Below are 24,318 nucleotides of genomic sequence, written 5' to 3' on the forward strand. Positions count from 1 at the left end.
ATGAAAGGTTAGTTCATGGAGAACACTTCACGGGTATCAGAGACTTTTCCCGTCAGCGCGGCGGCGGCCACCATGGCGGGGCTCATCAGAAGGGTGCGGCCCGTGGGGCTGCCCTGGCGTCCCTTGAAGTTCCGGTTGGAAGAACTGGCGCAGAGCTGGTCACCCTGGAGCTTGTCCGGATTCATGGCCAGGCACATGGAACAGCCGGCCAGGCGCCATTCGAATCCGGCTTCACGGAAGATGTCCGCAATACCTTCCTCTTCGCATTGCCTGGCCGTCATTTGGGAGCCCGGCACGGCCAGCGCCCTGATTCCGGGAGCCACGTGGCGTCCCTTGATGAGGGCAGCCACTTCCCGGAAATCGGAGATGCGGCCGTTGGTGCAGGACCCGATGAAGCACACCTGGACAGGAAGTCCCTTGAGGGGCATTCCGGCGGGGAATTTCATGTATTCCAGCGCTTCGCCGATCATTTTCCGTTCGTCGGCGTTCCGGGCGGATGCGGGATCCGGCGTTGCGCCGTTAATGCTCGTGTTCTGGTCCGGGGAGATGCCCCATGTCACGGTAGGTTCGATGGAGGCTCCGTCGATTTCAACGATTTCATCGTATTCCGCGTCCGCATCGGAAGCGAAGCTTAGCCAGCGTTCCACGGCCTTGTCCCAGTCCGCGCCTTCGGGAGCGAACAGGCGTCCCTTGATGTATTCCACCGTGGTCATGTCCGGGTTTACGTAGCCGCAGCGCGCCGCGCCTTCAATGGACATGTTGCACAGTGTCATGCGTTCGTCCATGCTCATGGCGTCAATCACGTCGCCGCCGTATTCATAGGCGAATCCCAGACCGCCCTTGGCTCCCAGGAGTCCGATGATGTGAAGGGCCACATCCTTGGCTTTTACGCCGGGGGCCAGTTTGCCGTTTACGTTGATGCGGCGCACCTTCAGCGGACTGAGGGCCAGCGTCTGGGTGGCCAGCACGTCGCGCACCTGCGTGGTGCCGATGCCCATCGCGATGGAGCCGAACGCGCCGTGCGTAGCCGTGTGGGAGTCCCCGCACACGATGGTCATGCCCGGCTGGGTGATGCCGAGCTCCGGCCCTACCATGTGCACGATGCCCTGAAGGCCCGTAGGAAGATCAAAGAAGCGGATGCCGTTTTCCGCGCAGTTCCGGCGGAGTTCCCGGATCATGGCGTCCGCCGTGGCGTCCGCGAACGGTTCCGCCTGGTTGTCCGTGGGAATGATGTGGTCCACGGTGGCGAAGGTGCGTTCCGGATGACGGACAGCGAGACCGAGGTCGCGGACCATGCCGAAAGCCTGCGGAGAAGTAACTTCATGCAGAAAGTGTGTAGCAATGAACATTTGCGTTCTTCCGTCCGGCAGAATGCCGACGGAATGAGCATCCCAGATTTTTTGGAAAAGTGTTTTTCCCATAACTGATCTTAAGCATCCGTCCGTTCGTTAACCGCGTCAAGATGCAAGGATGTATTGCTGACACGGTTTGTGTCTTACTCGGAGCGTTTTTTTGAACATTTCCCTTGCATATATGGTCTGACTTGGCCATTTGCCAGTCTTTGGCGCATTTTCGCCTGCAAGGAAAGGAGGCATTCCCGTCTGGAATAGCACTGGCCGGGAGAACCGGAATCTGCTCAGGAATTTTTCTCCCAAATCTCCGCGAAAACGTCTCCGAAGCGTTGCATCAGTTCTCCTTTTTCCCGGGATGCGGGCATTTCATTTTCCAGGCAGGTCATCTGGACGTTCTGAATGCCGCAGGGTGTGATGGCCAGGAAGGGGGGCAGAGATTCCCGCGTCAGGTTGATGGCGAATCCGTGCATGGCTATCCATTTTTTCACTCCCACGCCGATGGAGGCTATTTTGCGGTCTTCCACCCAGACGCCTACCAGCCCTTCCCGGATGCGGGCGGTGACGCCGAATCGGGCACAGGCTTCTATCAGGACATTTTCAAGAGAGGTGACGTAGGCGTGCAGATCCCTGCCGCGGCGGTTCAGGTCCGTGACGGGGTAGCCCACAAGCTGGCCTGGTCCGTGGTAGGTGGCCTGCCCTCCCCGGTTGATTTCATGGATGGGAAAGGGCAGCACAGTGCCTGGATGGAGGCTGGCATGGTCGCGCGTACGGCCGATAGTGTATACGCTGGCGTGTTCCAGCAACAGCAGTTCGTCTTCCCGTTCCGGGTCATCCTGGTGGGCCCGTACCAGTTCCTCCTGCATGCGCAGGGTTTTCTGGTAGTCTGCCAGCCCGGGAATGCGGATGATGTTCATGTGTACGGCAGGGCGGGGAATGAGGCCCTCAGCGCGTTCTGCGCACCTGCTGACCCAGGGCCGTGCGGTATTGGTGTACGGCGGCAGCCAGGGAAGAGGCCATGAATTTCTGGTAGCGTTCCGTGTTGATGAGCAGCGCTTCCTGCGCATTGGACATGAAGCCTCCCTCCACCAAAATGGCAGGGTGCTTGATGGTGCACAGCACGGAATAGCGGGCGCGCTTGATGCCGCGGTCAGTCATGGAGATTCCTTCCTTGATGGCGAGAGGGCCTTTCAGCATGTGTCCCTGCACGGCGGTGGCCAAGGCGATGTTCATGCTGTCCTGGGCATTCCCTTGCAAGGCTTCCTGCCGGATGTTGCGGGACATGGAAGAAGACGTTCCGGCAGGGGCCAGCGTGAAGGTTTCCACCCCGCGGGCGGACGAACCGCCGTCATTGAAATGGATGCTGATGAAGATGGCGTTGGAATATTTGTTGGCAATGCGCACGCGGTCCTGAAGAGAGATGAAGTTGTCCGTCTCACGGGTCATTACCGTCTGGTAGCCCATGCCCTTGAGGCGGTCGCGCAGTTTTTTGGCCACGGACAGGGTGAGGTCCGCCTCCCGGCTGATGCGGTTGCGCGCGCCGCTGTCATGGCCGCCGTGGCCGGGGTCGATGACTACCGTGTTGAATCCGCGGCGGTTGGCGATGTACGTGGGCCGCAGGACGGGGTCAATGATTTTGTGAAGGTCCATGTTGGAGACCATCAGTCCCTTGGAGGGGTGGTCAGCCACGGGGTAGGACAGGATGAACTTCATGTTGTTCATGTACATGTCCTGGCTGTGTGCCTGCATGCGTATCTGAATTTTTTCCGGCACCTCGTAAACTTTCTGGCGTCCCTCCGTCCGTTCCCGGGTAAGCTTGTAATGGGTGCGCACTTCCGACATGGGGATGTACTGCACTCCGTTGATGGTTTCCGGATTCCATCCGAGCGCCGTGGACAGCGTCAACAGGAACATGCCCAGAATGCCGAGCATGGCTGTGCAGGATGTACGAGAGGACGGATACATAGGACGATATCAGGCACAGACTAACGGATTTTTCATGACGTACAAGAGAAAAGTTGCCGTGAAAGATCCTTTCATAAAGGGAGTGAACGGGATTCTTTCATTTTTTTCCGGCATGCCGGAAGTGTGGGGTCCTGACAGCGGCCTGCCGGAAAAACCGTTTCCGCGGGGTGCGGGAGATAGCTCCGGGTTTTTGTAAACGGCACGTTTCCAGTGCGTGCGTGGACGCCGGAAGAGGGATGCACCACATCATTGAATTCCGGCAGGAAAGCCGGAGAATGCAGTTTCCGGGAGGGTGGCAGGGATTTGAAGGAGGATGGAAAAAGGCGGACTCCCCGCAAAGAGGAGCCCGCCCGGTTGAAGGAAAAGTAAAGACGGCAGTTACTTGGCCGCCTTTTCGTCCATTTTGGCTTTAACCTGCTCTTCGATTTCCGAGTACAGTTCCTGATTGGATTTGAGGGCTTCCTTGGCGGCGTCGCGCCCCTGGGCGATCTGGCTGCCGTTGTAGCTGATCCAGGAGCCGCGCTTCTGGATGATGTCGTATTCCATCGCCAGGTCCAGCAGGCTTCCCACGGAGGAAATGCCTTCATTGTACATGATGTCGAATTCGCATTCCGTGAAGGGAGGGGCCACCTTGTTCTTGACCACCTTGATCTTGGTGCGGTTGCCGGTTACGGAGCCGTCGCTGCCCTTGATCTGGCCGATGCGGCGGATGTCCACGCGCACGGAGGCATAGAATTTCAGGGCGCGGCCGCCGGGTGTGGTTTCCGGGTTGCCGAACATGACCCCGATTTTTTCACGGATCTGGTTGGTGAAGATGCAGACGGTCCTGGCCTTGGAGATGAAGCTGGTCAGCTTGCGGAGGGCGGCGGACATCAGGCGGGCCTGGGCGCCCACGGTGGAGTCGCCTATTTCGCCTTCCAGTTCCTGTTTGGTGACAAGGGCGGCTACGGAGTCCACTACGATGACGTCAATGGCGTTGGAACGCACCAGGGCTTCGCAGATTTGCAGGGCTTCTTCCCCCGAGTTCGGCTGGGAGACCAGCAGGTCATCCAGGTTGACGCCCAGGCGGGCGGCGTATTGCGGGTCCAGGGCGTGTTCCACGTCGATGAACGCGGCCAGGCCGCCGGATTTCTGGGCCTGGGCAATGGCCGTGAGGGTGAGGGTGGTTTTACCGGAGGATTCCGGTCCGTAGATTTCCACGACGCGTCCGCGGGCGAACCCGCCCACGCCCAGGGCGCGGTCAATGAGAAGGTTGCCGGTGGGGATGACATCCACTTCCATTTTGGCGTTGTCGCCAAGACGCATGATGGCGTTTTCACCGAAGTCTTTCTGAATCTGGGTCAGGGCAAGGTCAAGGTTGCGCTTGCGTGCGGCCGACAGTTTTTCCGCTTCGGGAGATAAGGGTGTATCGTTACTCATATATCGTGGAAAATTATAGCTGAACGGGGCCTGTTTGCAAGCGTTCAGTGGGTCTTTCCAGAGTCATTTTCCCTTGATGTAGAGTAGAATTCTGACATGTGGGAAATCCTGTGAAAACCCGCGGGAGCAGGGTTATTCCTCAATGGGCTCCGCCAGCGGGATGTCCTCGTAGGCACCGTCAAAAAGGACGGGAACGTTATGTTCAGGGATGAGGTTGATGGCGTTGATTTTACGGTGGGTTTGCCGCGCGTGTTCCAGCGCCTGTTCCAGCTTGTCCACCTGTCGTTCCAGACCGTAGTGGCTGAACGTGGCCTGGCAGTCGTTGGAGAAGCGCACGCAGAAGGACCAGTCGTTGGGCGTGGAGATGGAGACGATGCCGGGCAGGAATTCGGATACGGCACCGGACAACAGTTCAATCAACTGCATGGGCGCTTCCAGATCCCGGGTACGGACGCCGTAGGCGAGCTGTCCGGAACTGGGTGGCCGGAGGGAGACGGAAGGCAGCTTTTTCTCCTGGATGTAGGGCATGTGGATCGTTTCCATGCATGGGAACATCACGCCGTCCTTGTCCGCCAGTACGCCATATTTGGCGTCTCCGGGATGGATTCCCAGCTCCGGGCAGTCAATCCAGGCCGCGGGAATGCGCGCGTCAATGTCCACAATCAGCGTGGGGTTGGAGGAAACCTGGTACTTGACGTCTGCCCGGCGGATGGCGGGGCATTTCTGCAGGCGCTGTTCCAGTACGGAGGCGTCTATGGAAAAGATGTTGTCCTGTGGCCCGATACCCATGACGGCGAAGGCCTGTTCCGCATTGAAGATGCCGTTGCTGTTCAGCGTAACGGTGTCGATGGAAAGCCAGTCGTACTTGAGGATGTAGTTGGCCCACAGGAAGACGATGGCGCTGATGAGGCCGATGATGAGCGTGTAAACGACAACGATGTGGTACAGCTTGCGCCGGAAGAGCCAGAAACGGTAATTCTTGCCCTTGCGTTCTATGGCCTCTTTTCTGGCCTCCCGTTCCAGCAGAAGCATTTCCTGCCTTTTGGCGGAGGAAGGGACTGGCGTTGTGACTTTATGAGACATCGGGGGGTGTGGGATGGGCGACTCCCCGCCCTTTGTCAAATACTACGCTATTTCCTGGGGGTGGCTAGCGATAATTCTGCAATTTTTTCACAGAGGGCTTCATAGGACCAACCGGCGGCCGCCGCGGCTTTCGGAAGCAGGCTGGAGGGGGTCATGCCGGGAATGGTGTTGATTTCCAGGACGAAGGGGGCTTCGTCCCCGTCGCGGAGCAGCACATCCACGCGGCCGTAAATTTCCACGCCCGCAGCGCGATAGGCCTGAAGGGCAGCTTCCTGAACTTTTTTTGCGGTTTCCTCCGGGAGGTCCGCCGGGCAGATGTAGTCCGTTCCGCCGCCCATGTTCATCCAGGGATATTTGTTACTCAGGTCATAAAAACCGGAACGGGGGCAAATATGGATGACGGGCAGGGCTTCTCCGTCCAGAATGCCTACGGTAAGTTCCCTGCCCTGGATAAATTCTTCCACCAACACTTCCGGGCCGTGGGTGACGGCTTCCTCCATGGCGGGCAGCACGTCTTCCTGCCGGTGAACGATGTGGACGCCCACACTGGACCCTTCACAGGGCGGCTTGATGACGAAAGGCAGCGGAAGGGACGGCATCATGATGCCGTTGGAACAGTTCAGGATTTCTGCCTTTGGGGTGGGGACTCCGGCTGCCGTGAAGATTTTTTTGGATTTGGTCTTGTCAAAACAGACGGTGCTGGAACGGGAGCCTGCTCCGGTGTACGGGATGCCGCGTTTTTCCAGGATGGACTGGAGTGCTCCGTCCTCCCCGAAGGTGCCGTGAATGATGTTGTAGGCCAGTTCCGTGCCTTCCGGCAAACGGAAGTCCGGGCCTTGCACGTCCACCCGCGTGACGTTGGTGAATCCGGCCCGGGCCAGGGCGTCGTAAACGGAGTTGCCGGAGACGAGGGATACCTCCCGTTCCGCGCCCGGTCCGCCGAGGAGCAGGGCGATGCTGAGGTCGCGTTTGAGGGTGCTCATGATGAAACAGTAAATGGTTGGTTAGAATTGAGGTTCGCGGTCGCCGATGACCTGGGCTTCCGATTTCAGGTCGATTCCCCGGTTTTCCATGGCTTCCTTGCGGATCATGTCGATCAGAATGGTGATGTCCCGTGCCCTGGCATGGCCCCGGTTAATGATGAAGTTGGCATGCACGCTGGAGACGCACGCGTCCCCCACGCAGGCGTTTTTCAGCCCCAGTTCATCAATTAGTTTGCCTGCGGGGATTTCCTCCGGATTTTTGAAGATGCAGCCGGCGCTGGCGCCCGAAGGCTGGGACAGCCTGCGTTTGGCGCGGGCGTTTTCCAGTTTTTCTTCAATTTCTTCCTTGGCGCAGGGGCTTCCTTCAAAGACGGCCTGCAGCACGAAGTTGTGGGCCAGGTCCGGAATGGAGCGGTACTGGGCGTTGAGATCGCTGGAGGGATGGCTGCGGATCTCCCCGTCTTCATCCAGGCAGGTGACGGAGACAAGGTTCCGGATCATGTCCCTTCCCATGGCTCCGGCGTTCATGCGGAGGCTTCCGCCCACGTTGCCGGGGATTCCGTCCATCCATTCCAGGCCGCCTAATCCGCTGCGGAGGGCGGCGGAGACCATTTTTTTCAGGCGTACGCCCGCTCCTGCCGTGATGAAGTTGTCCCGGATTTCCAGTGTGTCGAATTCTCCGCCGGAAGGGTGGATAACGGCGCCGCGCAGGCCGCCGTCGCGCACGATGATGTTGGAGCCGCGGCCCACGACGTGAACCGGGATGTTTCTGTCCCGGCAATAGTTGACAGCCGTCTGCATGGCGGCAAAGGTGGAGGGCTCCAGCCAGAATTGGGCGCAGCCGCCCACTCCCATGGTGGTGTGGCGGGACATGGGTTCATACAGCGTTCCGTTCAGGGATTCTCCCGCCGTGCGTTCCAGGTCTTCCAGCAGGGCTAGGTCCCGGGCGATGCGCATGCCGCATTCGTGAACGTTGCCCGCTCCCAGAGTCAGGAACAGGTCGCCGGGTTTCAGGGCGTTGCCGATGGCGTGGTGGGCCGTGTTGAGGTCCGGCAGGTAGCGGGTTTCCACCCCGCCGTGCCTGTGCATGGCGTCAATGATGGTTTGGCCGCTGATTCCTTCAATGGGAAGCTCGCTGGCGGGATACACGTCCGCCACGAAGACGAGGTCCGCAGCCTGGAGCACTTTCCCGAAGTCTTCCGCCAGCATCTGGGTGCGCGTGTAGCGGTGCGGCTGGAAGTACACGACCAGGCGCTCCGGCTGGAGGGAGCGGGCCGTCTGCAGGGTGGCGGCTATTTCCGTGGGATGGTGGCCGTAGTCGTCCACGATCCGGATGGAGGGGGAAAGGTATTTGGTTTCAAAGCGGCGTTTGGCCCCGGCAAAGGAGGCCAGGCCGCGCGTGACAGACGGAAAGTCCACGCCCAGTTCCGTGGCCAGGGCGATGGCGGCCAGGGCATTCAGTACGTTGTGGCGGCCGGGAATGCCCAGTTCCACACGGCCCAGTTCTTCCGTTCCCTTGAAAACGGTGAAGAGGGTGCGGCCGCGGCGTTCCACCACGTCGGCCGCGGTGTAATCCGCATCAGACCAGCCGTAGGAAACGGCATTGGGAAACCTGCCGCAGACGTCCGCCGCGCCGGGATGGGCCTTGCAGTAAATGATTTTTCCGCGGGTCTGGGTGCAAAGCTGGTGGAACACCGTCTTGATTTCATCCAGGTCCTTGTAGTGGTCCAGGTGTTCCGGCTCTACGTTGAGGACGATGCTGTGTTCCGGAATGTAGTTGACCAGCGTGCCGTCGCTTTCATCCCCTTCCGCCACCAGGTATTCGCTGTCTTCATTCCAGTGGGCGTTGGTGCCCAGCACGGGGATTTCCGCCCCTACGTAGTGGCAGGGACGCATGCGGCCTTCCCTCATCAGATGGGCGCAAAGAGCGGAGGTGGTGGTTTTACCGTGTGTGCCGGAGACGACTACGCCTTTTTTCCCGTTCAGGATGGCTGCCAGACATTCCGCCCGGCGCATGCAGGGAATATTGAGCTGGCGCGCGGCGGCCAGCGCCGGATTGTCTTCCCGGATGGCGCTGGAATAGATGACGATTTCCGCGTCCGCCACGGCGTCCGCAGAGTGCGGGCAGGAGAAAGCCAGCCCCAGGCTTTGCAGACGTTCCGTTTCCGTGCTGGTTACGCGGTCGCAGCCGCTGACCCTGTGCCCCATTTCCATGAGCATGAGAGCCAGGCCGGACATGCCGGACCCCGCCACTCCGATGAGGTGAAGGCGCGCCGGGGACTTCCTGTTGATGAGGCGTTTGTGCAGGGTTTTAATCATGGCTGGCTGGAGAGTCCGTGTTTTCAATGACGTTGGCGATGCGGGATACTGCATCAGGCATGTCCAGACGTAAAGCACATTCATTCATGGACGCCAGCAGGGCGGAATCCGTGAATACTTCCTTCAGGAACGCGGCGATGTCGTCCGGAGTCAGCGTGTTTTCACGCATCATACGCGCCGCGCCGTGGGCCGCGAAAACGCGGGCGTTGTGGGCCTGGTGGTCGTCCGCGGCAAAGGGGTAGGGCACCAGCAGGGCCGCTTTGCCCATGTGGGCCAGTTCCGTCAGGCTGGAGGCCCCGGAACGAGAGACGACCACGTCCGCGGCTGCGTATGCGGAGGCCATGGCGGAACAGAATTCAATGACGTGCACATGGGGCATGTCAGCCGTGAGCTGGCTGACCCGCGCAAAATCCGCCGCGCCGGTAATGATGAGAAAGTCGCACAATTCAGCGCATTGTCTGGCCGCTTCAATGACCAGGGAGTTGAGGTTCCTGGCCCCCTTGGGAGCCGCCCATCACCAGGACCACGCGGCGGTCCTGCGGCAGATTGAGCTCCGCACGGGCTTCCCGCCTGTTCTTGCGGACGGCCATTTCCTGGCGCACCGGGGTTCCGGTGACGATGCATTTGGCGGCGTTGAAGTAATGTCTGGCTTCCTCAATGCCCAGCAGCACATTCGTGCAGCATTTGGCGGTCATGCGGTTGGCTTTGCCGGGCAGCGCGTTGGAGTCGTGCACGTAGGTGCGGATGCCCTTGCGGTGAGCGGCGTATACGGGGGGGAATGAGGTGAAGCCGCCCATGCCAATAACGGCGTCCGCGTTCACTTCATCCAGCAGGCTGCGGCTGAAGCGGATGGCCTTATACAGCCTGAGTCCAAAACCCAGCAGCCCCAGGGACGGAATTTTAGGCATGGCGATGGCTTCAATGACGCGGAAGTCAAGATCGCCATAGTTTTTGCTGGCCTGGGCGTCCACCTTTTTCTGGGAGATGAGCAGGGTGACCTTGTGGCCGCGTTTCTTGAGTTCCTGAGCCACGGCTATTCCGGGGAAGAGATGGCCGCCGGTGCCTCCGCAGGCAATCACGATGTTCAGCGGGGAGCGTGTGGGAGAGGGCTGGGTCATAATCTTACGTCAATGGAGCGTTCGTCTTTGCGGGTGATTTCACAGTTGGGCTGTGCGCCGGTGGAAAATCTCTGGATGCTGGTGAGCATTCCCAGTGCGGCCAGGGTAAAGACAAGGTTGGTGCCCCCGAAGCTGATGAAGGGAAGCGGCAGCCCGGAGTTGGGCACGGCATTGGTTACCACCGCAATGTTCAGCATGGCCGGGCAGAAGATGATGGCCACGATTCCCACGGCCAGGAACCGCCCGTAGGCGTCCCGGCACTGCATGGCCACGCCGATGCCGGCGTATGTCATCAGGAAGTAGGCCAGAAGCACGGCCATGGTTCCGTAAAAGCCGAATTCCTCTCCAAGCGGGGCGAAGATAAAGTCCGTGTGGGCAAAGGGGAGGGTGCCGTGCTTTTCCGCGCTGTTGCCCAGCCCCACGCCTTCCAGGCCTCCGCGCGAAAGGGCGATGGCGGCGCGGTACTGTTGCAGGCCGGCCCCCTGGCTGTGGGCGTCCAGGTCCTTCCAGGCCAGGAAGCGTTCCAGGCGGTTGGCGTTGCTCTGTACGAGGAAGTAGAGGGATGCCCCGGCCACGATCAGGGCGGCGCCCAGATAGATTTTACGCGTGCCTGCCACGAACATTACGCAGAAGGCGGCCAGTGCCAGGGCTACGGAGGTGCCCATGTCTTTTTCAAACAGGATCAGGGCCAGCGGAATGCCGAAGATGATGCCCGGCATCACGAACCCCCACCAGAAGGAAGTGGTGCGGTCCCGATACAGGGCCAGCCAGTGGGCCAGGGCCATCATCATGCAGAGTTTGGCGCATTCGCTGGGCTGGAACTGCATGCCGATGGTGATCCAGCGGCGTTCCCCGTTGATTTCCTTCCCGATGCCCGGCACATAGCACAGGATCAGCAGGAAGGAGGCGAGACCCAGAATCCACCAGATGTATTTCCGCCACAGGCGGTAGTCTATGCGGGACAGGACCAGGGCGCCCACCAGCCCAGCGCAGGCGAAGGCCGTCTGCTTGAAAAGCGGTTCGTACGGATGCTTGGTTTCCTCAGCCCACGCAGCTGTACTGGACACCATCACCAGACCCACGACCAGAAGGCAGATGACGAAGAACCAGACCAGAATCATGCAGACTTTGGAAGACATGGCGGCAGCCGGACGGACCGGAAAAGATTACTTCTTGGGAATCATGATTTTCTGGCCGATCTTTAGACGTGCCACGTCCTTGTCGCTCATCTTGTTGAATTTCTGAATATTTCTCCAGTTCATTTTGTACTTGCGGCCAATGACGGAGAGCGTTTCCCCTTTTTTCACAATATGGGCGGTTCCGCTCAGGGCCGTGTCGGCTTCAGCGGGTTTTTCCTGGACGAGATTATCGCCGGGGCGCGCCGGGATGACCAGCGTGGTACCGCTGACCAGTTTCTGCATATTGGGGTTGACGGCTTTCAGGTCCGCGACGGAGACCCGGTTGTCACGGGCGACGCGTTCCCAGGTGTCTCCCGTGCGCACGATGTGGCGAGCGGGGCCTGCCACCGGGGCGGCATCGGGGATATGTTCCTGAGAGGTCGGGGCCGGAGCGGCCTGTTCCTGCCTGCCGGGGCGCGCGTCCACTACTTGTTCCGGCTGGGTGATGGTCACCGGGGCGGCGGGAGCCGCCTGGGGAACGGCGGGAGCCGTTACGGGAGCTGCGGCGGGGACGGGGATTTGCGGGACGGTGGGCGGGGAGGGCAGAGTGGCGGTCATTTCCACCATTTCCGTGGTGTTCTTGAACCAGGTGCTGCGCACCCACACCCCGCCGATGACGAGAAGATGGAGGAGAAGGAGGACGACGAGCCAGCGCACGACGGTGCTGCTGGGAGCGTCGTCTTCAAATTCGGAGACACGGGCACGGTACCTGCTGAGTTTGGCGCGAAGTACGGTACCCAGCTTGCGCTTCGGACGCGTGCGTCCGGTCGGATTGTGATCGGGGTTTTTGGTCGTTTTCATGATGATGGTTTTGGTGGGATGGTCAGGAGAGGGGAGATAGGGCATTCACGGCGTCGCGAAAAGCCTGTCCCCGCTGGGCGTAGCCGGTGAACATGTCGAAGGAGGAGGTGCCGGGGGAGAACAGGACGGTGTCTCCCGGCCGGGCGAGCAGGCGCGCTTTTTCCACGCAGTCCGCCACGTCTGCGGCTTTTTCCGTGGGCGCCGCAGGAGAAAAGGAGTCGTAAAGCTGGTCCGCAATCTGGCCGAAGACCACGCAGGCGCGCACTTTTTCCTTCAGCATGGAGCGGAGGGGGAGGTAGTCCAGTCCCTTGTCCTTGCCGCCGGCAATGAGGACGACGGGGGCGTTCTGGGATTTCAGCGCCGCTTTCAGGGCATGCAGGTTCGTGGCTTTGGAATCGTTCAGCCACAGCACGCCGTCCAGCGTGCGGACGGCTTCACAGCGATGGCCGGGAGGGGTGAATTCCTCCAGCACTTCCGCGGCGGTTTCCGCCGGGATACCCAGGTGGCGGCAGGCCAGCACGGCGGCCATGACGTTTTCCGCGTTGTGGCGCTGGCTCAGGGAAGTCCCTGCCAGGTTCAGCAGAGGGGAGCCTCCTCCCATGACAAAGGGTTCCCGGTAGTACAGGTCCGCTTCCGGGGATTCGGAGCTGAATGTCCGGACGGGAGCTTTCAGAGCGGGCAGATGTTCTCCGAAGCGCACCACGGCCAGGTCGTTTTTCGTCTGGTTGTCGAAGATGTGCAGCTTGGCCTTGTAATAGTCTTCCACGGCGGTGTAACGGTCCATGTGGTCCGGCGCGAAGTTGAGCCATACGGCCACGTCCGGATGAAAGTTGCGGATGGTTTCAAGCTGGAAGGAACTGACTTCCAGCGCCAGCACGTCCGGAACGGCATCCCGGAGAAGCACTTCCGCCATGGGCACGCCGTAGTTGCCGCAGGCAACGGCCTTTTTTCCGGCGCGGAGCAGGATTTTTTCCACCAGGGACGTGGTGGTGGTCTTGCCGTTGGTGCCGGTGATGGCAATGATTTTCCCCCGGTAGAAGCGGGAAGCCAGTTCCATTTCCCCGATAGTCTCCACGCCTTCCCGTCCAAAGGATTTGACAAAGGGGCAGTCCGTTTCAATGCCCGGGGAAATCACGACCAGGTCCGCGCGGAACGCGTGCCCGTCTTCTTGCGTGGCGCCTGCATGCAGGGGGATGTCTTCCGGCCAGCCGGTGATCGCCGGAGAAGTGTCGAATACGCACACGCGTCCGCCATGCTTCATGGCCAGGCGCGCCGCGGCGCGTCCGCTTCTTCCCGCTCCCAGAACGGCTATGTTGAGGTCGTGAAGATTCATGGGCGGTTTATGCGGTGGTGATGAGGAACAGGCCCAGGAACGCGAGCAGGAGGCTGATCATCCAGAACCGGGTGATTACCTGCGTTTCCTTCCATCCCTTGAGCTCAAAGTGGTGGTGGATGGGCGCCATGGCGAAGATGCGCTTGCCGTGGCGCAGCTTGAAGCTGCCTACCTGGAGGACTACGGATGTAGCTTCCATAACGAAGACGCCGCCGATGACGATGAAGAGGATTTCCTGCGCGGTGCAGACCGCCGCCATGCCGAAGGCGCCCCCCAGGGCCAGGGAGCCGGTATCCCCCATGAAGACCTTGGCCGGGTAGCAGTTGTACCACAGGAAGCCCAGGCAGGCCCCCACCACGGCCATCATGAAGACGCTTATTTCATTGGCAGCCGGATGGAAGGGAATGTTCAGGCCGTCCGCTATCAGCCAGTTGCCGGCCAGCACGGCAAGGATGGCGTAAGTAATGCCTGTGGCGACGGAACAGCCGGAGGCCAGCCCGTCCAGGCCGTCCGTCAGGTTCACCGCATTGGAGGCGGAGACCACGACCAGCGCGCCGAACGGGATATAAACGTACCACGGCAGATTCACCTGCCCGTAGAATGGGATGAAGAGGGAAGTGATGTAGTCGTGCAGTTCCACGCGCGGCTGCCCTTCCGGATACAGCCACAGGAAGGCGACGCCCAGCAGGCCCACCAGGGCTTGAACGATGAGTTTTTTGCGTGCGGAAATGCCGTCGGAAGTTTTTTTGGTTACTTTCAGGTAGTCGTCCCGGAAGCCCAGCAGGCCCAGCCCCACTGTGACAAACAGGCAGGAGATGATAAAAGGGTTGGCGACCCTGGCGCACAGAAGGGTGGCAGCCAGCGTGGCGCCCACGATCAGCACACCGCCCATGGTGGGCGTTCCCGACTTTGCTCCATGAAGTTCCGCCAGTTTGTGCACTTCTTCCGCTGTCCGGATGGGCTGGCCGATTTTCAGGGAAATCAGCGCACGGATGACCCTGGGTGCAAATGCCATGGTCAGCACGAAGGAAAGCAGGCAGGCCAGGAGAGCCCTCCCTGCCGTGTCTGCAAGCCCGCATCCGGGGCAGATATGTTCAATGAGGGAATACATGATTTACTGGGGCGGAAAAGTGAGGTTCATGACTTGCTCCATGCGGGCGGCGCGGCTGCCTTTGAAGAGGACGATGTCACCCGGGGCGACATGGTTGCGGAGCCATTCGGCGGCTTCCTCCGGAGCGGCGAGATACAGGGCCCGGGTGGCGGAACCGGGAGGGATGGCGTCCGTGATTTGCGCGGCGTCCTGCCCTACGCTGACTACATAGTCGAAATGGAGTTCCTCCGCCGTACGGCCCACCAGGGCATGGCCTTCCGCGGAGAAGGTACCCAGTTCCCCCATTCTGCCCAGCACGGCAAAGCGCCTGCCCGTGCAGGGGAGGTCGGCTGCCGTGCGCAGGGCCGCCTGCATGGAGTCCGGGTTGGCGTTGTAGGTGTCGTCTATCACCAGGATGCCGCCGCTCTGCTTGCAGTGCAGCCTGCCTCCCGTCAATTTTGCCTCGTTCAGGCCGGAGACGATTTGTTCCTTCGCAAGACCTGCCACCCAGCCGGCGGCGGCCGCAAGCAGTGCGTTGCAGACCATGTGGCGGCCATGCACGGGCAGTTCCACCGTTTCCCGGCAGAAGTCCGGTATGACGAGCGTGAACCGCGTTCCGTCTTCCGTGGAAATGAGGTTTTCCGCACGCACCGTCCCGGAATCAATGCCGCAGTCGATGCAGGTGGCGCGGGTGGACTGCCGGATCATGTCCGCATAGTCGCAGTCCGCGGGAAAGATCATGTGGCCGTTTTCCGGAAGGCATTCGGCAACTGTGCATTTTTCCCGTGCGATGTTGTCCCGGGAACCCATGTATTCCATGTGGGAGGTACCGATGCTGGTGATGATGCCGATGTGCGGCTGCGTCATTCCGCACAGCGGGGCCAGTTCCCCGGGATGGTTCATGCCTATTTCCCACACGGCCATTTCATCGGCGGGTTCCGCTTTCAGGATGCTGAGGGGGACGCCGATGTGGTTGTTCAGATTGCCTTCCGTGGCGACAGTGCGGAATTTCCGGGAGAGGACGGCGGCGGTCAGGTCCTTCGTGGAGGTTTTCCCATTGGACCCGGTCAGGCCCACGACGATCAGCTTCAGGTTGGAGCGCCACCAGGAGGCCAGTTTCTGCAGGGCGGTCAGCGTGTCTTCCACCAGGATGACGGCGCAGGAGGGATCAATGCCGGGTTCCACGCGGCTGACGACAACGGCCGCCGCAGTGCGGGAGGCCTCCGGTGCGAACAGGTTCCCGTCGAATTTTTCTCCGCCCAGGGCAAAGAAGACGGCATGCGGCGCCAGGGCGCGGCTGTCCGTGCAGACACCGCCGGAAGCGACCCTTTCAAAGGGGCCGCTGACCAGCTGTCCGCCGATAGCGTTGCAGATGCCGTGTGCCGTGAGGGAGGTCATGGGAATGATGGTCGTGTGTTATGCCTGCGTGAACTCGTCCTTGATGCGCATGTTGCGGCGCACTTCCTTGGCATCGCTGAAGTCGATGCGCCCCGTGGAAAGTTCCTGGTAGTTTTCATGACCCTTGCCGGCAATGAGAACGATGTCTCCCAGCCGGGCCTGGTCGATGGCCGTGGCAATGGCCCGTGCGCGGTCCGGGATGATGGCGTACCGGCCTTCCGGCATGCCCGCCGTGATCTGGTTGATGATGGATAGGGGTTCTTCACTCCTGGGATTGTCCGACGTGACGATGCATGCGTCCGACAGGCGTGCGGCCACGGCGCCCATCAGCGGACGCTTTCCCTTGTCCCGGTCCCCGCCGCAGCCGAATACGGTGATGAGACGGCGGGAGCACAGTTCCTTGAGCGTCTTGCAGACGTTTTCCAGGGCGTCCGGGGTGTGGGCGTAGTCAATGAAGATTTGTGCGCCGCCCGGATGGGTGAACAATTCCAGCCTGCCGGGCACCTGCGGAATGTTCTGGAGGCTGGCGATGGCGTCCCTCACGGGGATTCCTGCGCAGATGACGGCCGCCAGCGCCGCCAGACTGTTGTACATGTTGAACTTGCCGATCAGGGGTACGCGGACCAGGTAGCTTTTCCCCTTATATTCCAGCTCGTATTCGCTGCCCCTGGCCGTAGCGTGGTGCACGAGCATGCGGAAGTCCGCCCCCAGGGCGGAACCATAGGTTTTCACCGCCATGCGGCCGGAGAACATTTCCGCCAGGCGACGGCCGTAGGCGTCGTCAATGTTGATGACGGCCACGGGCTTGCGGCGGGATTTGGTGTCCGCCGCCATTTGCTCAAACAATTTCACCTTGGCCTGGAAGTAGTTTTCCATGGTGTGGTGGTAGTCCAGATGGTCCTGGGTCAGGTTCGTGAAGATGCCCACGTTGAAGTTGATGCCCGCCACGCGTTCCTGGTCCAGGGCATGAGAGGAGACCTCCATGGCTACTCCGCGGCAGCCGTTTTCCAACATTTCCTTCAGCAGGCGTTCCAGTTCCAGGGGACCCGGCGTGGTGTGGGTGGAGGGGGTAATTTCCTCCCCGTTGTCATAGGCGATGGTGCCGATCAGCCCGGCGCGCAGCCACGATTGCTTGAGGAGGGAATGGGCGATGTACGCCGTGGTGGTTTTCCCGTTCGTCCCGGTGACGCCGATCATGGACATGTGGCGGGAGGGGTGGCCGTTCCAGGCCGCTCCCATCAGGCTGACGGCCAGCCGTGAGTCAGCCACTTCCACCCAGGAGACCTTGGCGTCCATGGCCTGCTGCGTGCAGGGGGATTCCGCCACGACAGCGCATGCTCCGCGCCTGATGGCCTCCGGAATAAAGGCGTGCCCGTCGGCCTGCGTTCCTTTCAGGGCAATGTAGCAGGAGCCGGGCAGAACACGGCGGCTGTCGCATTCCAGATGGGAGATTTTCACCTGGCCGGAACCGGTGAGCGTATGCTTGGGAAGGTCTTTGAGAAGAGTAAGTAGCTTCATGATGTAGTTCTATCTGCGCGGCTGGTTGGACGGGGAAGCGGAGGCGGGAACCCGGGACGTTTTCTTGTCCGGATCTGCGGAAGGAGTATTCTTGGGAATGTTCATGGCCGCCGCCAGGCGCGTGGCCAGTTTCTGGAAGATGGGGGCGCAGACGGTGCCGCCGCCGGGGTGGCAGTGCTTGGAGGTGGGATCGTCAATGACCACCAGGCAGACGAAGGCCGGGTTTTCCACAGGCAGCATGCCCACAAAGGAAACGGTATAGCGGTTTTCATAATAGCCTCCGGTCGGCTTTACCTTGTGGGCGGTTCCTGTCTTGCCGCCTACGTTGTATCCTTCAATGCGGGCGCGCTTGGCGGTGCCGTCCATGTCTGTGACGTGAAAGAGCGCGTTCCGCAGATTTCTGGCCGTTTTTATGCTCATAACGCGGCAGACTTCCACAGGAGGGGAGGGCTGGAAGTTTTTGTCATCCACGTAGATGCCGTCCACCAGGCGGGGGCGCATGCGCACGCCGTCGTTGGCGATGGCGGCGTACGCCATGGCCACCTGCAGCGGAGAGACCATCAGGGAATAGCCGAAGCTGATGCGGGAGAAGTTGACGAAGTTGCTGCCATCCTGGCACTGGCTGTTGGTTTCCCCCGGCAGTTCGATGCCCGTCTTGGAGGAGAAGCCGTACAGGTCAAAGTATTTTTTATAAGTGGGCCAGCCCGCTTTCAGAGCGATACGGAAGGCGCCGGGGTTGCTGGATTTTTTCAGCACGCCTGCCAGCGTCAGAGCGTTGTAAAAGCGAGGCTTGTCCGTCACGGGGCGGGAGCCGGGCACGATGTAGGGCGTGCAGTTGATCATGGTGTCGAACGTGGCCTTGCCGGAATCCACGGCCGCCGTGGCCGCCACGATTTTGAACGTGGAGCCCGGTTCATAGAGGGATTGCACCGCGAAATGGTAGGCACCTTCCCGAAGGCCCTCCCGCGTATTTAAATTATAGTGGGGCCTGCTGGCCATCGCCAGAATGTTGCCGGTTTTAGGTTCCACCACGATGATGCAGCCCCTGGGCTTGTGTGTGCTGTCCGTATAGAAGGAAATGGCCGCATCCAGTTCCTCCTCCACAATGGTCTGGTATTCCATGTTCACCGTCAGACGCACGTTCAATCCGTCCACGGCGTCCTTGAAGCGGGAATCCGCGGAAGGGATGATGCGCCCGCGGCTGTCCTTCCGGCATTCCCGGATGCCGTCATGGCCCAGAAGCTGGTCGTCCAGCTGTTTTTCAAGGCCGGCAAGCGCGACGGGGTAGGGACCGCTGGTTTCCGTCTGGGCGATGTAGCCGAGAATGTGCACCATGCATTCAGGTACGGAATAGATGCGTTTGGAAGAGGTTTCAAACTGGAAACCCCGGATGCGGGCGTTCTGGATGGCTTCACGCAGAAGCTCCGCTTTTTCCTCCGACAGGTTTTTGGCGATGACGATGCGTCTTTTGGGGATTTTCCCGTCTTTTTCCACGGAGCTGATGATGTCCTGAACGCTCATGTCCGGCAGAAAGGGTGCAATGACCCTGGCGGCGTATTCCAGGTGGGCCTGAACGTATTCCTGCACCGTGGCCGGGTCGTAAAGCTCCTCCATTCTTTTTTGAGCCTTGTCCGTGCCTTCCGGTTCTTCCTCCGGTTCCTGGAGAAGAATTTTTGCCAGGTTGTATTCCTTGCTGCCGTTTTTCCTGCTGGCGGCCTGGTTGAGAATTTTCCTGCGGAATCCGGAGATGAGCCTTTCCTGCTCCTTTTCCGTTTCAGCTTCCGCCCAAAGGGGGGAGTGGACCGCCTTGGAATAGGCGAGCGCGTAGCTGATGACCTTGGGGTCGCTCAGGTGGTAGCCGTCCGCCACCAGGATGGAGCTGTGCATGTTGTTGGTGAGGATTTCCTCATTGGCATCCATGATGCGGCCACGCTGGGGGCGCAGTACCTCGCGTTCCAGAATGCCGCCGCTGGGGAGTCCTCCCGTTTTCCGCGGGGAGACAAGCTGGATGTTGACCAGGCCCAGCATGAGCCAGATGACCACGCCGCCCGCCACGCCGCACAGGACGAGGCTTCTTCTGGCGAATCTGGATTTCGTGAGCGTGGTCATGAACGGCGCGACGCGTTTAGTTGCCGGCCGCAGCGATGCGGGAGGCGTTTTTCGGTGAAATGTATTCTACGGCTGCGGGATCAATGGGCTGAAGGTTGGATTTGTCCTGGGCCAGCCTGTCGCGAATGGCCCATCGGCTGGTCAGGGAGGAGATTTTGGAACGGTAGTATTCCCCGGTAAGTTCGCAGGAGGCAATTTCGTCGTTCATCTGCTTGATATCGCGCGTAACCTGGATCTGGTCGTTTTTCAGGACTGCATAGGTGATGCCCGCGCCGCAGGTGAGGGAAGCGAAGGCAATGAGCCACATAATCATGCTTACGCTGATCTGGTGGCCGGTGAAATGCTGTTTGAATTTTTTCATGATGGTGGGAGCGGGAGAGCGGTGTCAGATGATTTTTTCCACGCCGCGCAATTTGGCGCTGCGGGAACGGGGGTTGGTTGAAAGTTCTTCCTCTCCCGCAGTGACTGGCTTGCGGGAAAGCAGACGGAAGCAGTAGTCCGGGTTGGGGCGCGGGGCAGGCCATTCCGGGCGGTCGATTTCCGGACGGCTGTGCAGATCGAAGAATTGCTTGACCCTGCGGTCTTCCAGGCTATGGAAGGTGATGACGGCCAGGCGTCCTCCCTTGCCGAGCAGGCCTACGGAGGAGGCCAGCAGTGAGTCCAGGGCGTCCAGCTCCCCGTTTACGGCGATGCGCAGGGCCTGGAAGGTGCGGGTGCCCGGATGCTGCCTGCCCTTGCGGGGCAAAACGGATTCCACTATCCGTGCAAGCTGTCCGGTGGTGGCGATGGGAGCCTGGGAACGGGCCTTCACGATGGCGCGGGCGATGGCGCGGGAGGCCCGCTCTTCCCCGTACTGCCAGAGAATGTCTGCAAGTTCCTCTTCCGGGGCTTCATTCACCAGGTTCCGGGCGGAAAAGGCGGAGCGGGTGTCCATGCGCATGTCCAGGGGGCCGTCCTCCCGGAAGGAGAAGCCGCGTGAAGCGGTGTCAAGCTGGTGGGAGGAAACGCCCAGGTCCGCCAGCAGGCCGTCCACCCGGGAAACGCCCTGCTGGGCGAGAAGGGATTCCACATCCTGAAAGTTGCCAGCAAGCACCTTGAAGCGGGAACCGAAGCGGGCAAGCTTGAGCGTGGCGGCGCGCCGTGCGTCCGGATCCCGGTCAATGCCCCATACGGTAGCTCCCTGTTCCAGGAGAAGTTCCGTGTGTCCTCCTCCGCCCAGCGTACAGTCCACGATGAGCTTGCCGGTGGCGGGGGCGAGCATTTCCACCGTCTCGTGCAGAAGGACAGTGGTGTGGCTGAAGTTCCCGGAGGAGTCTTCCTGCCCCTCCTTCGGAGCAGGGGCGGCCACAGTTTCCGCTTCACCGATTTCAGCCACCAATTCATCCAGTCTGGCGCCGACTTCCGTCGCTTTCAGAGCTTCCGTATGGTACGCGCTTTCCCAGTCCGCGGCGGGGGCCAGGGCTTTCCAGGAGCAGACCAGTTCATCCACTCCCATTTCTCCGGTCAGCTCCGCGATCACATGAACGTGGTTGCGGCAAATGCTCCACGCCAACAGACGGCAGGCCGCGCTGGCCGAGATGCCGTCCGCGAGCGCCTGGATGGCGTCCGTGCGGAGATGGGCTCCCGCGCCCGCGCGTAAAGAAAGCTCAACATGGTCCTCAAAGGCCCGGTTCAGGTCGGAGGACAATGCGCCCAGTTTGCCGTAGGCGCCCTTCTGGCCGGCCAGGGCCATTTCCGCGGTGATGCGGGCCTTCTGCTTCTGCCAGGCGATCATGTCCTGTGCCGGCAGGGCGTCATGCAGCCAGAAGACGATGGAATATGCCGTGACTTCCGCATCCAGTCCGGTCCTGGCGGCAATGCCCAGGCGGGAGACAAGCCAGCCCGGGCGCAACGCAAGCGTTGCGAAGGTGTCTGCCTGGTGCACGGACTGTGTAGACGGATCTGGAGGCATGAGAGGAGATCAGAAAATGCCGAAGGATTGGTTAATGTCGGAAATGCTGGCGTTTTCACGCAGGGCGACTTCTTCATAGGCCGAGGGTTCCCATAATTCGAAATAGCCGCCGCGGCCGGCGAGACGCACCGCGGAACTCAGTTGTGCATGCTCGCACATGGGTTTGGGAATCAGCAGCTTGCCCTGGGCGTTGATGATGGCTTCCACGCAATTTGCGTATAGTTTGCCGATGAACAGGTCGATCTGCGCTTCACTATAGCCTGGCGCAGATTTAATTTTTTCAATGAGTTGCAGGAATTTGTCCTTGGTGTAGACTTTCACCGTCGGCAGGTCAAGGCGCCGTCCGGATAGCAGGAGCAGGGCACAGCCTTCGCTTGGCCTCCATTCCGTCGGAATTGCAATCCGGTTTTTGGGGTCAAGCTTGTGCGTGTATGCACCAAATAGGTTGTCTGATACACTGCTCATCGCCTGCAAGTACACTACGTAGTGCTTTCAATACACTTTAATGCACCTGAAATGTCAACCCCGTACTGGATAAAGTCATTCTTTTCTTGCATGAATGCCGGGAAAAAAGCATTGATCCGGTCTTGCCCCGCCTACGGGAGAGGATTATATTTCCGCCCATGATGCAGTTTTGCGTGTTGGGCAGCGGCAGCGGAGGAAATGCCACCATTGTGAAAGCGGGGGATACCGTGTTGCTGGTGGATGCCGGGTTCAGCGCCGCAAGGCTCAGGGAAAGAATGAAATATGCCGGAGTAGAACCGGACGACTTGGATGCCATTCTGCTTACTCACGAACACGCCGACCACATGAAGGGCGTGCATCAGTTCACCAGAAAGCACGCCGTGCGCGTGTACGCCACGCGTCATACTGCCATGTGCGTCCAGGAAAAGGCTCCGGAAGCTCCCTGGACCTATTTTGAAAAAGGACAGTCTTTCAAGATAGGGGATATTGTCATTACGCCTTTTCCCACCTACCATGATGCCGTGGACCCCGTGGGCTTCAAGTTTGAGACGGAACAGTCCAGCCTAGGCTTTATCAGCGATACCGGGCAGGCGCCCGGATGCGTGGCGGAATATCTGTCCATGGTGGACAGCCTGGTAGTGGAATCCAATTACGATCCGGAGATGCTGGCGGCTACGCCCAAAAGGCCGTGGCCGCTGAAACAGCGCATAGCGTCCGGACACGGCCATCTTTCCAACGAACAGGCGTGCGACCTGTTGAGGCGTGTGGCGCACAATGCCCTGAAAAATGTTGTTTTGGCCCATTTAAGCGCTGAAAGCAATTCTCCGGCGTTGGCAGAAAGCCTGATGCGTGCTACATTGCATGACATAGGTCTCGGCTCCACCTCCCTGTTCTGCGCCATGCAGGATTCATCTCTTCCGTGGATACGGGTGTGCTGATCCCCGTTTTTCTTCCTTCCCCCGCCCCGTCATGTTCCTCTCCATCTGTGAAATCATGAGTACCATCATTGGCGCCCTGGCGGGATCCATTGCTTCTTCGCGGGTGAAGATGGACTTGTTCGGCGTGATCGTGTGCGGAACGCTGGCCGCTCTGGGCGGAGGAACCGTGCGCGACCTGCTGCTGGATATCCCGGTGTACTGGACGCTTCCCAGTGGGGAAATTTTTGTTCTTGCCGCCGTCATTACCAGTCTGGCGACCTTCTACCTGGCCCAGAAGTATCCGCCGCCCCTGGGAACCATCCGCGTGGCGGACGCCATTGTGCTGGCCCTCTTCGGCATGATTGGCACGGAAAAATCATATTTGCACGGCTATACGCCTACCGTTTCCGTGATGATGGGGATCTGCACCGGCGTGGCGGGAGGCCTGCTGCGCGATGTGCTGACCGGAAACGTTCCCTACGTTTTCCGTCCCGGTGAATTGTATGCCACGGCGGCGCTCATGGGCGGCGTGGCCTATGCCGCGCTCTCTTATCTGGGCATCGACTCTTCCACCTGCTTTGTGACGGGGTTCGTCGTGACGCTTTCCGTACGCCTGGCGGCCATTCGCTGGAACTGGAACCTGCCTTCCTACATTCCGCTGTTTTCTCCGGAAGCGGAGGCGGAAGTTTCCGAAGATTCTGAACCGTAAGGCGTAAAAGTCTTCGTGAATATCCCGCAAAAACAAGTACCGTGAAGCAGGGAGAAGGTTGCGGAACATTTTAAAATGGAAGTATTAAGACATCATGGACATTGAGCCAGTTGTTGCTGTTTTCGCTCTCCGGATGCAGGAAATTGTCCGTTTCATTGGAGACGACGGCTCTTGTTCAAGATTTTTGTCATTGTCGGAATTTGTAAAGTAAATAAATTCAATTATTTCTGTAGATTTATTGATCTCCATTGCCCAGCAGTTGATCACATTACGGTTGAATTTATTTCCTTCATGGGTATCCACTTCTCCTATCTTGAAATCATTTTGATAAATGTTGCTGTTAAGGGTGTCCTCTCCCATATGCCATTCCTGTGCATGCACCATACTTCCTGATGTATTTTCCCCGTTGGCAATGAAAGGATGATCAATTCCCATATGCCTTTTTTCCCAGGCCGTTACGGATGGATGCCGGAACGCCGGAAAAATTGTCCTGTCGCCATAACAGCAGGTTGCCGGCTGTTGCAGCCCAGGACAAATTGTAAGCGGTGCCGTCCCATCATTTTTTGGGGAATTTACGAAGACCTTCCGCGGGAAAATATGTTTTTGCCTGAAC

23 protein-coding genes are annotated in these 24,318 nt (G+C 59.8%); 3 read left to right on the top strand and 20 right to left on the bottom strand.

Features of this window, described 5'->3' with window-relative positions; all coding sequences use genetic code 11:
• Nucleotides 1-8 precede the first annotated feature (8 nt).
• The 3 genes from leuC to V3C20_RS06230 form a co-directional block, all read right to left on the bottom strand.
• The gene (leuC, locus tag V3C20_RS06220) at nt 9-1,421 is read right to left on the bottom strand and encodes a 3-isopropylmalate dehydratase large subunit (RefSeq protein WP_130084298.1); all 1,413 of its coding nucleotides are present in this window, start codon (nt 1,419-1,421) and stop codon (nt 9-11) included.
• 215 nt (nt 1,422-1,636) lie between these two features.
• Nucleotides 1,637-2,266, bottom strand: coding sequence for a lipoyl(octanoyl) transferase LipB (lipB, locus tag V3C20_RS06225; protein WP_130084299.1), 630 nt, complete (start codon nt 2,264-2,266; stop codon nt 1,637-1,639).
• Nucleotides 2,267-2,294: 28 nt separating this feature from the next.
• Nucleotides 2,295-3,281, bottom strand: a complete 987-nt coding sequence (locus V3C20_RS06230; RefSeq protein WP_161981669.1) for an N-acetylmuramoyl-L-alanine amidase — start codon at nt 3,279-3,281, stop codon at nt 2,295-2,297.
• Between V3C20_RS06230 and V3C20_RS06235 the strand changes: the two genes are divergently transcribed.
• Nucleotides 3,280-3,510, top strand: a complete 231-nt coding sequence (locus V3C20_RS06235; protein ID WP_161981670.1) for a hypothetical protein — start codon at nt 3,280-3,282, stop codon at nt 3,508-3,510. The genes V3C20_RS06230 and V3C20_RS06235 overlap by 2 nt on opposite strands.
• 182 nt (nt 3,511-3,692) lie before the next feature.
• Here V3C20_RS06235 and recA read toward each other — a convergent pair whose 3' ends face one another.
• From recA to V3C20_RS06315, 16 genes are all read right to left on the bottom strand, one after another.
• Nucleotides 3,693-4,733, bottom strand: a complete 1,041-nt coding sequence (gene recA / locus V3C20_RS06240; protein ID WP_067572044.1) for a recombinase RecA — start codon at nt 4,731-4,733, stop codon at nt 3,693-3,695.
• A 132-nt stretch (nt 4,734-4,865) separates the two neighbouring features.
• Nucleotides 4,866-5,816: an FtsQ-type POTRA domain-containing protein gene (locus V3C20_RS06245; protein WP_130084301.1), complete on the bottom strand. Its 951-nt coding sequence runs from the start codon at nt 5,814-5,816 to the stop codon at nt 4,866-4,868.
• A 47-nt stretch (nt 5,817-5,863) separates the two neighbouring features.
• Nucleotides 5,864-6,799 carry a D-alanine--D-alanine ligase gene (locus V3C20_RS06250; protein WP_130084302.1) on the bottom strand — a complete coding sequence of 312 codons (936 nt, stop codon included), beginning with the start codon at nt 6,797-6,799 and terminating at the stop codon, nt 5,864-5,866.
• 21 nt (nt 6,800-6,820) lie between these two features.
• Nucleotides 6,821-9,118, bottom strand: a complete 2,298-nt coding sequence (gene murC / locus V3C20_RS06255) for a UDP-N-acetylmuramate--L-alanine ligase (protein WP_130084303.1) — start codon at nt 9,116-9,118, stop codon at nt 6,821-6,823.
• On the bottom strand, nt 9,111-9,563 hold the full coding sequence (locus tag V3C20_RS06260; protein WP_330935440.1) for a glycosyltransferase: 453 nt from the start codon (nt 9,561-9,563) through the stop codon (nt 9,111-9,113). The genes murC and V3C20_RS06260 overlap by 8 nt, the downstream gene beginning before the upstream one ends.
• A 22-nt stretch (nt 9,564-9,585) precedes the next feature.
• The gene (locus tag V3C20_RS06265) at nt 9,586-10,236 is read right to left on the bottom strand and encodes a UDP-N-acetylglucosamine--N-acetylmuramyl-(pentapeptide) pyrophosphoryl-undecaprenol N-acetylglucosamine transferase (protein WP_330935441.1); all 651 of its coding nucleotides are present in this window, start codon (nt 10,234-10,236) and stop codon (nt 9,586-9,588) included.
• The gene (locus tag V3C20_RS06270; protein ID WP_130084305.1) at nt 10,233-11,375 is read right to left on the bottom strand and encodes a putative peptidoglycan glycosyltransferase FtsW; all 1,143 of its coding nucleotides are present in this window, start codon (nt 11,373-11,375) and stop codon (nt 10,233-10,235) included. The genes V3C20_RS06265 and V3C20_RS06270 overlap by 4 nt, the downstream gene beginning before the upstream one ends.
• Nucleotides 11,376-11,402: 27 nt before the next feature.
• Nucleotides 11,403-12,215 carry a LysM domain-containing protein gene (locus V3C20_RS06275; protein ID WP_149873785.1) on the bottom strand — a complete coding sequence of 271 codons (813 nt, stop codon included), beginning with the start codon at nt 12,213-12,215 and terminating at the stop codon, nt 11,403-11,405.
• A 22-nt stretch (nt 12,216-12,237) separates the two neighbouring features.
• A complete protein-coding gene (murD, locus tag V3C20_RS06280; RefSeq protein ID WP_130084307.1) occupies nt 12,238-13,548 on the bottom strand; it encodes a UDP-N-acetylmuramoyl-L-alanine--D-glutamate ligase in 1,311 nt (436 codons plus the stop codon).
• Between the two features lie 7 nt (nt 13,549-13,555).
• Nucleotides 13,556-14,659 (bottom strand): phospho-N-acetylmuramoyl-pentapeptide-transferase, encoded by a 1,104-nt coding sequence (mraY, locus tag V3C20_RS06285; protein ID WP_130084308.1) that lies wholly within the window; start codon nt 14,657-14,659, stop codon nt 13,556-13,558.
• Between the two features lie 3 nt (nt 14,660-14,662).
• Nucleotides 14,663-16,036, bottom strand: a complete 1,374-nt coding sequence (gene murF, locus V3C20_RS06290; protein WP_130084309.1) for a UDP-N-acetylmuramoyl-tripeptide--D-alanyl-D-alanine ligase — start codon at nt 16,034-16,036, stop codon at nt 14,663-14,665.
• Between the two features lie 18 nt (nt 16,037-16,054).
• Entirely contained in the window at nt 16,055-17,554 is a 1,500-nt protein-coding gene (locus tag V3C20_RS06295) for a UDP-N-acetylmuramoyl-L-alanyl-D-glutamate--2,6-diaminopimelate ligase (protein ID WP_130084310.1), read from the bottom strand.
• Nucleotides 17,555-17,563: 9 nt separating this feature from the next.
• Complete coding sequence (locus V3C20_RS06300; RefSeq protein WP_130084311.1) at nt 17,564-19,663, bottom strand: penicillin-binding protein 2; 2,100 nt, start codon at nt 19,661-19,663, stop codon at nt 17,564-17,566.
• A 16-nt stretch (nt 19,664-19,679) separates the two neighbouring features.
• Entirely contained in the window at nt 19,680-20,024 is a 345-nt protein-coding gene (locus V3C20_RS06305) for a hypothetical protein (protein ID WP_130084312.1), read from the bottom strand.
• Nucleotides 20,025-20,048: 24 nt separating this feature from the next.
• Complete coding sequence (gene rsmH, locus V3C20_RS06310) at nt 20,049-21,614, bottom strand: 16S rRNA (cytosine(1402)-N(4))-methyltransferase RsmH (RefSeq protein WP_238623838.1); 1,566 nt, start codon at nt 21,612-21,614, stop codon at nt 20,049-20,051.
• 9 nt (nt 21,615-21,623) lie between these two features.
• Nucleotides 21,624-22,088 (bottom strand): hypothetical protein, encoded by a 465-nt coding sequence (locus V3C20_RS06315; protein WP_130084313.1) that lies wholly within the window; start codon nt 22,086-22,088, stop codon nt 21,624-21,626.
• Between the two features lie 149 nt (nt 22,089-22,237).
• Here V3C20_RS06315 and V3C20_RS06320 point away from each other — a divergent pair, with 149 nt between their 5' ends.
• Entirely contained in the window at nt 22,238-23,017 is a 780-nt protein-coding gene (locus tag V3C20_RS06320) for an MBL fold metallo-hydrolase (protein WP_130084314.1), read from the top strand.
• Between the two features lie 55 nt (nt 23,018-23,072).
• Nucleotides 23,073-23,705 carry a trimeric intracellular cation channel family protein gene (locus V3C20_RS06325; protein WP_161981381.1) on the top strand — a complete coding sequence of 211 codons (633 nt, stop codon included), beginning with the start codon at nt 23,073-23,075 and terminating at the stop codon, nt 23,703-23,705.
• Between the two features lie 84 nt (nt 23,706-23,789).
• Here V3C20_RS06325 and V3C20_RS06330 read toward each other — a convergent pair whose 3' ends face one another.
• Nucleotides 23,790-24,140 carry a hypothetical protein gene (locus tag V3C20_RS06330; protein ID WP_130084316.1) on the bottom strand — a complete coding sequence of 117 codons (351 nt, stop codon included), beginning with the start codon at nt 24,138-24,140 and terminating at the stop codon, nt 23,790-23,792.
• Nucleotides 24,141-24,318: the final 178 nt, after the last annotated feature.

It is taken from the genome of Akkermansia sp. RCC_12PD, from assembly GCF_036417355.1.
Classification (GTDB): Bacteria; Verrucomicrobiota; Verrucomicrobiia; order Verrucomicrobiales; family Akkermansiaceae; genus Akkermansia.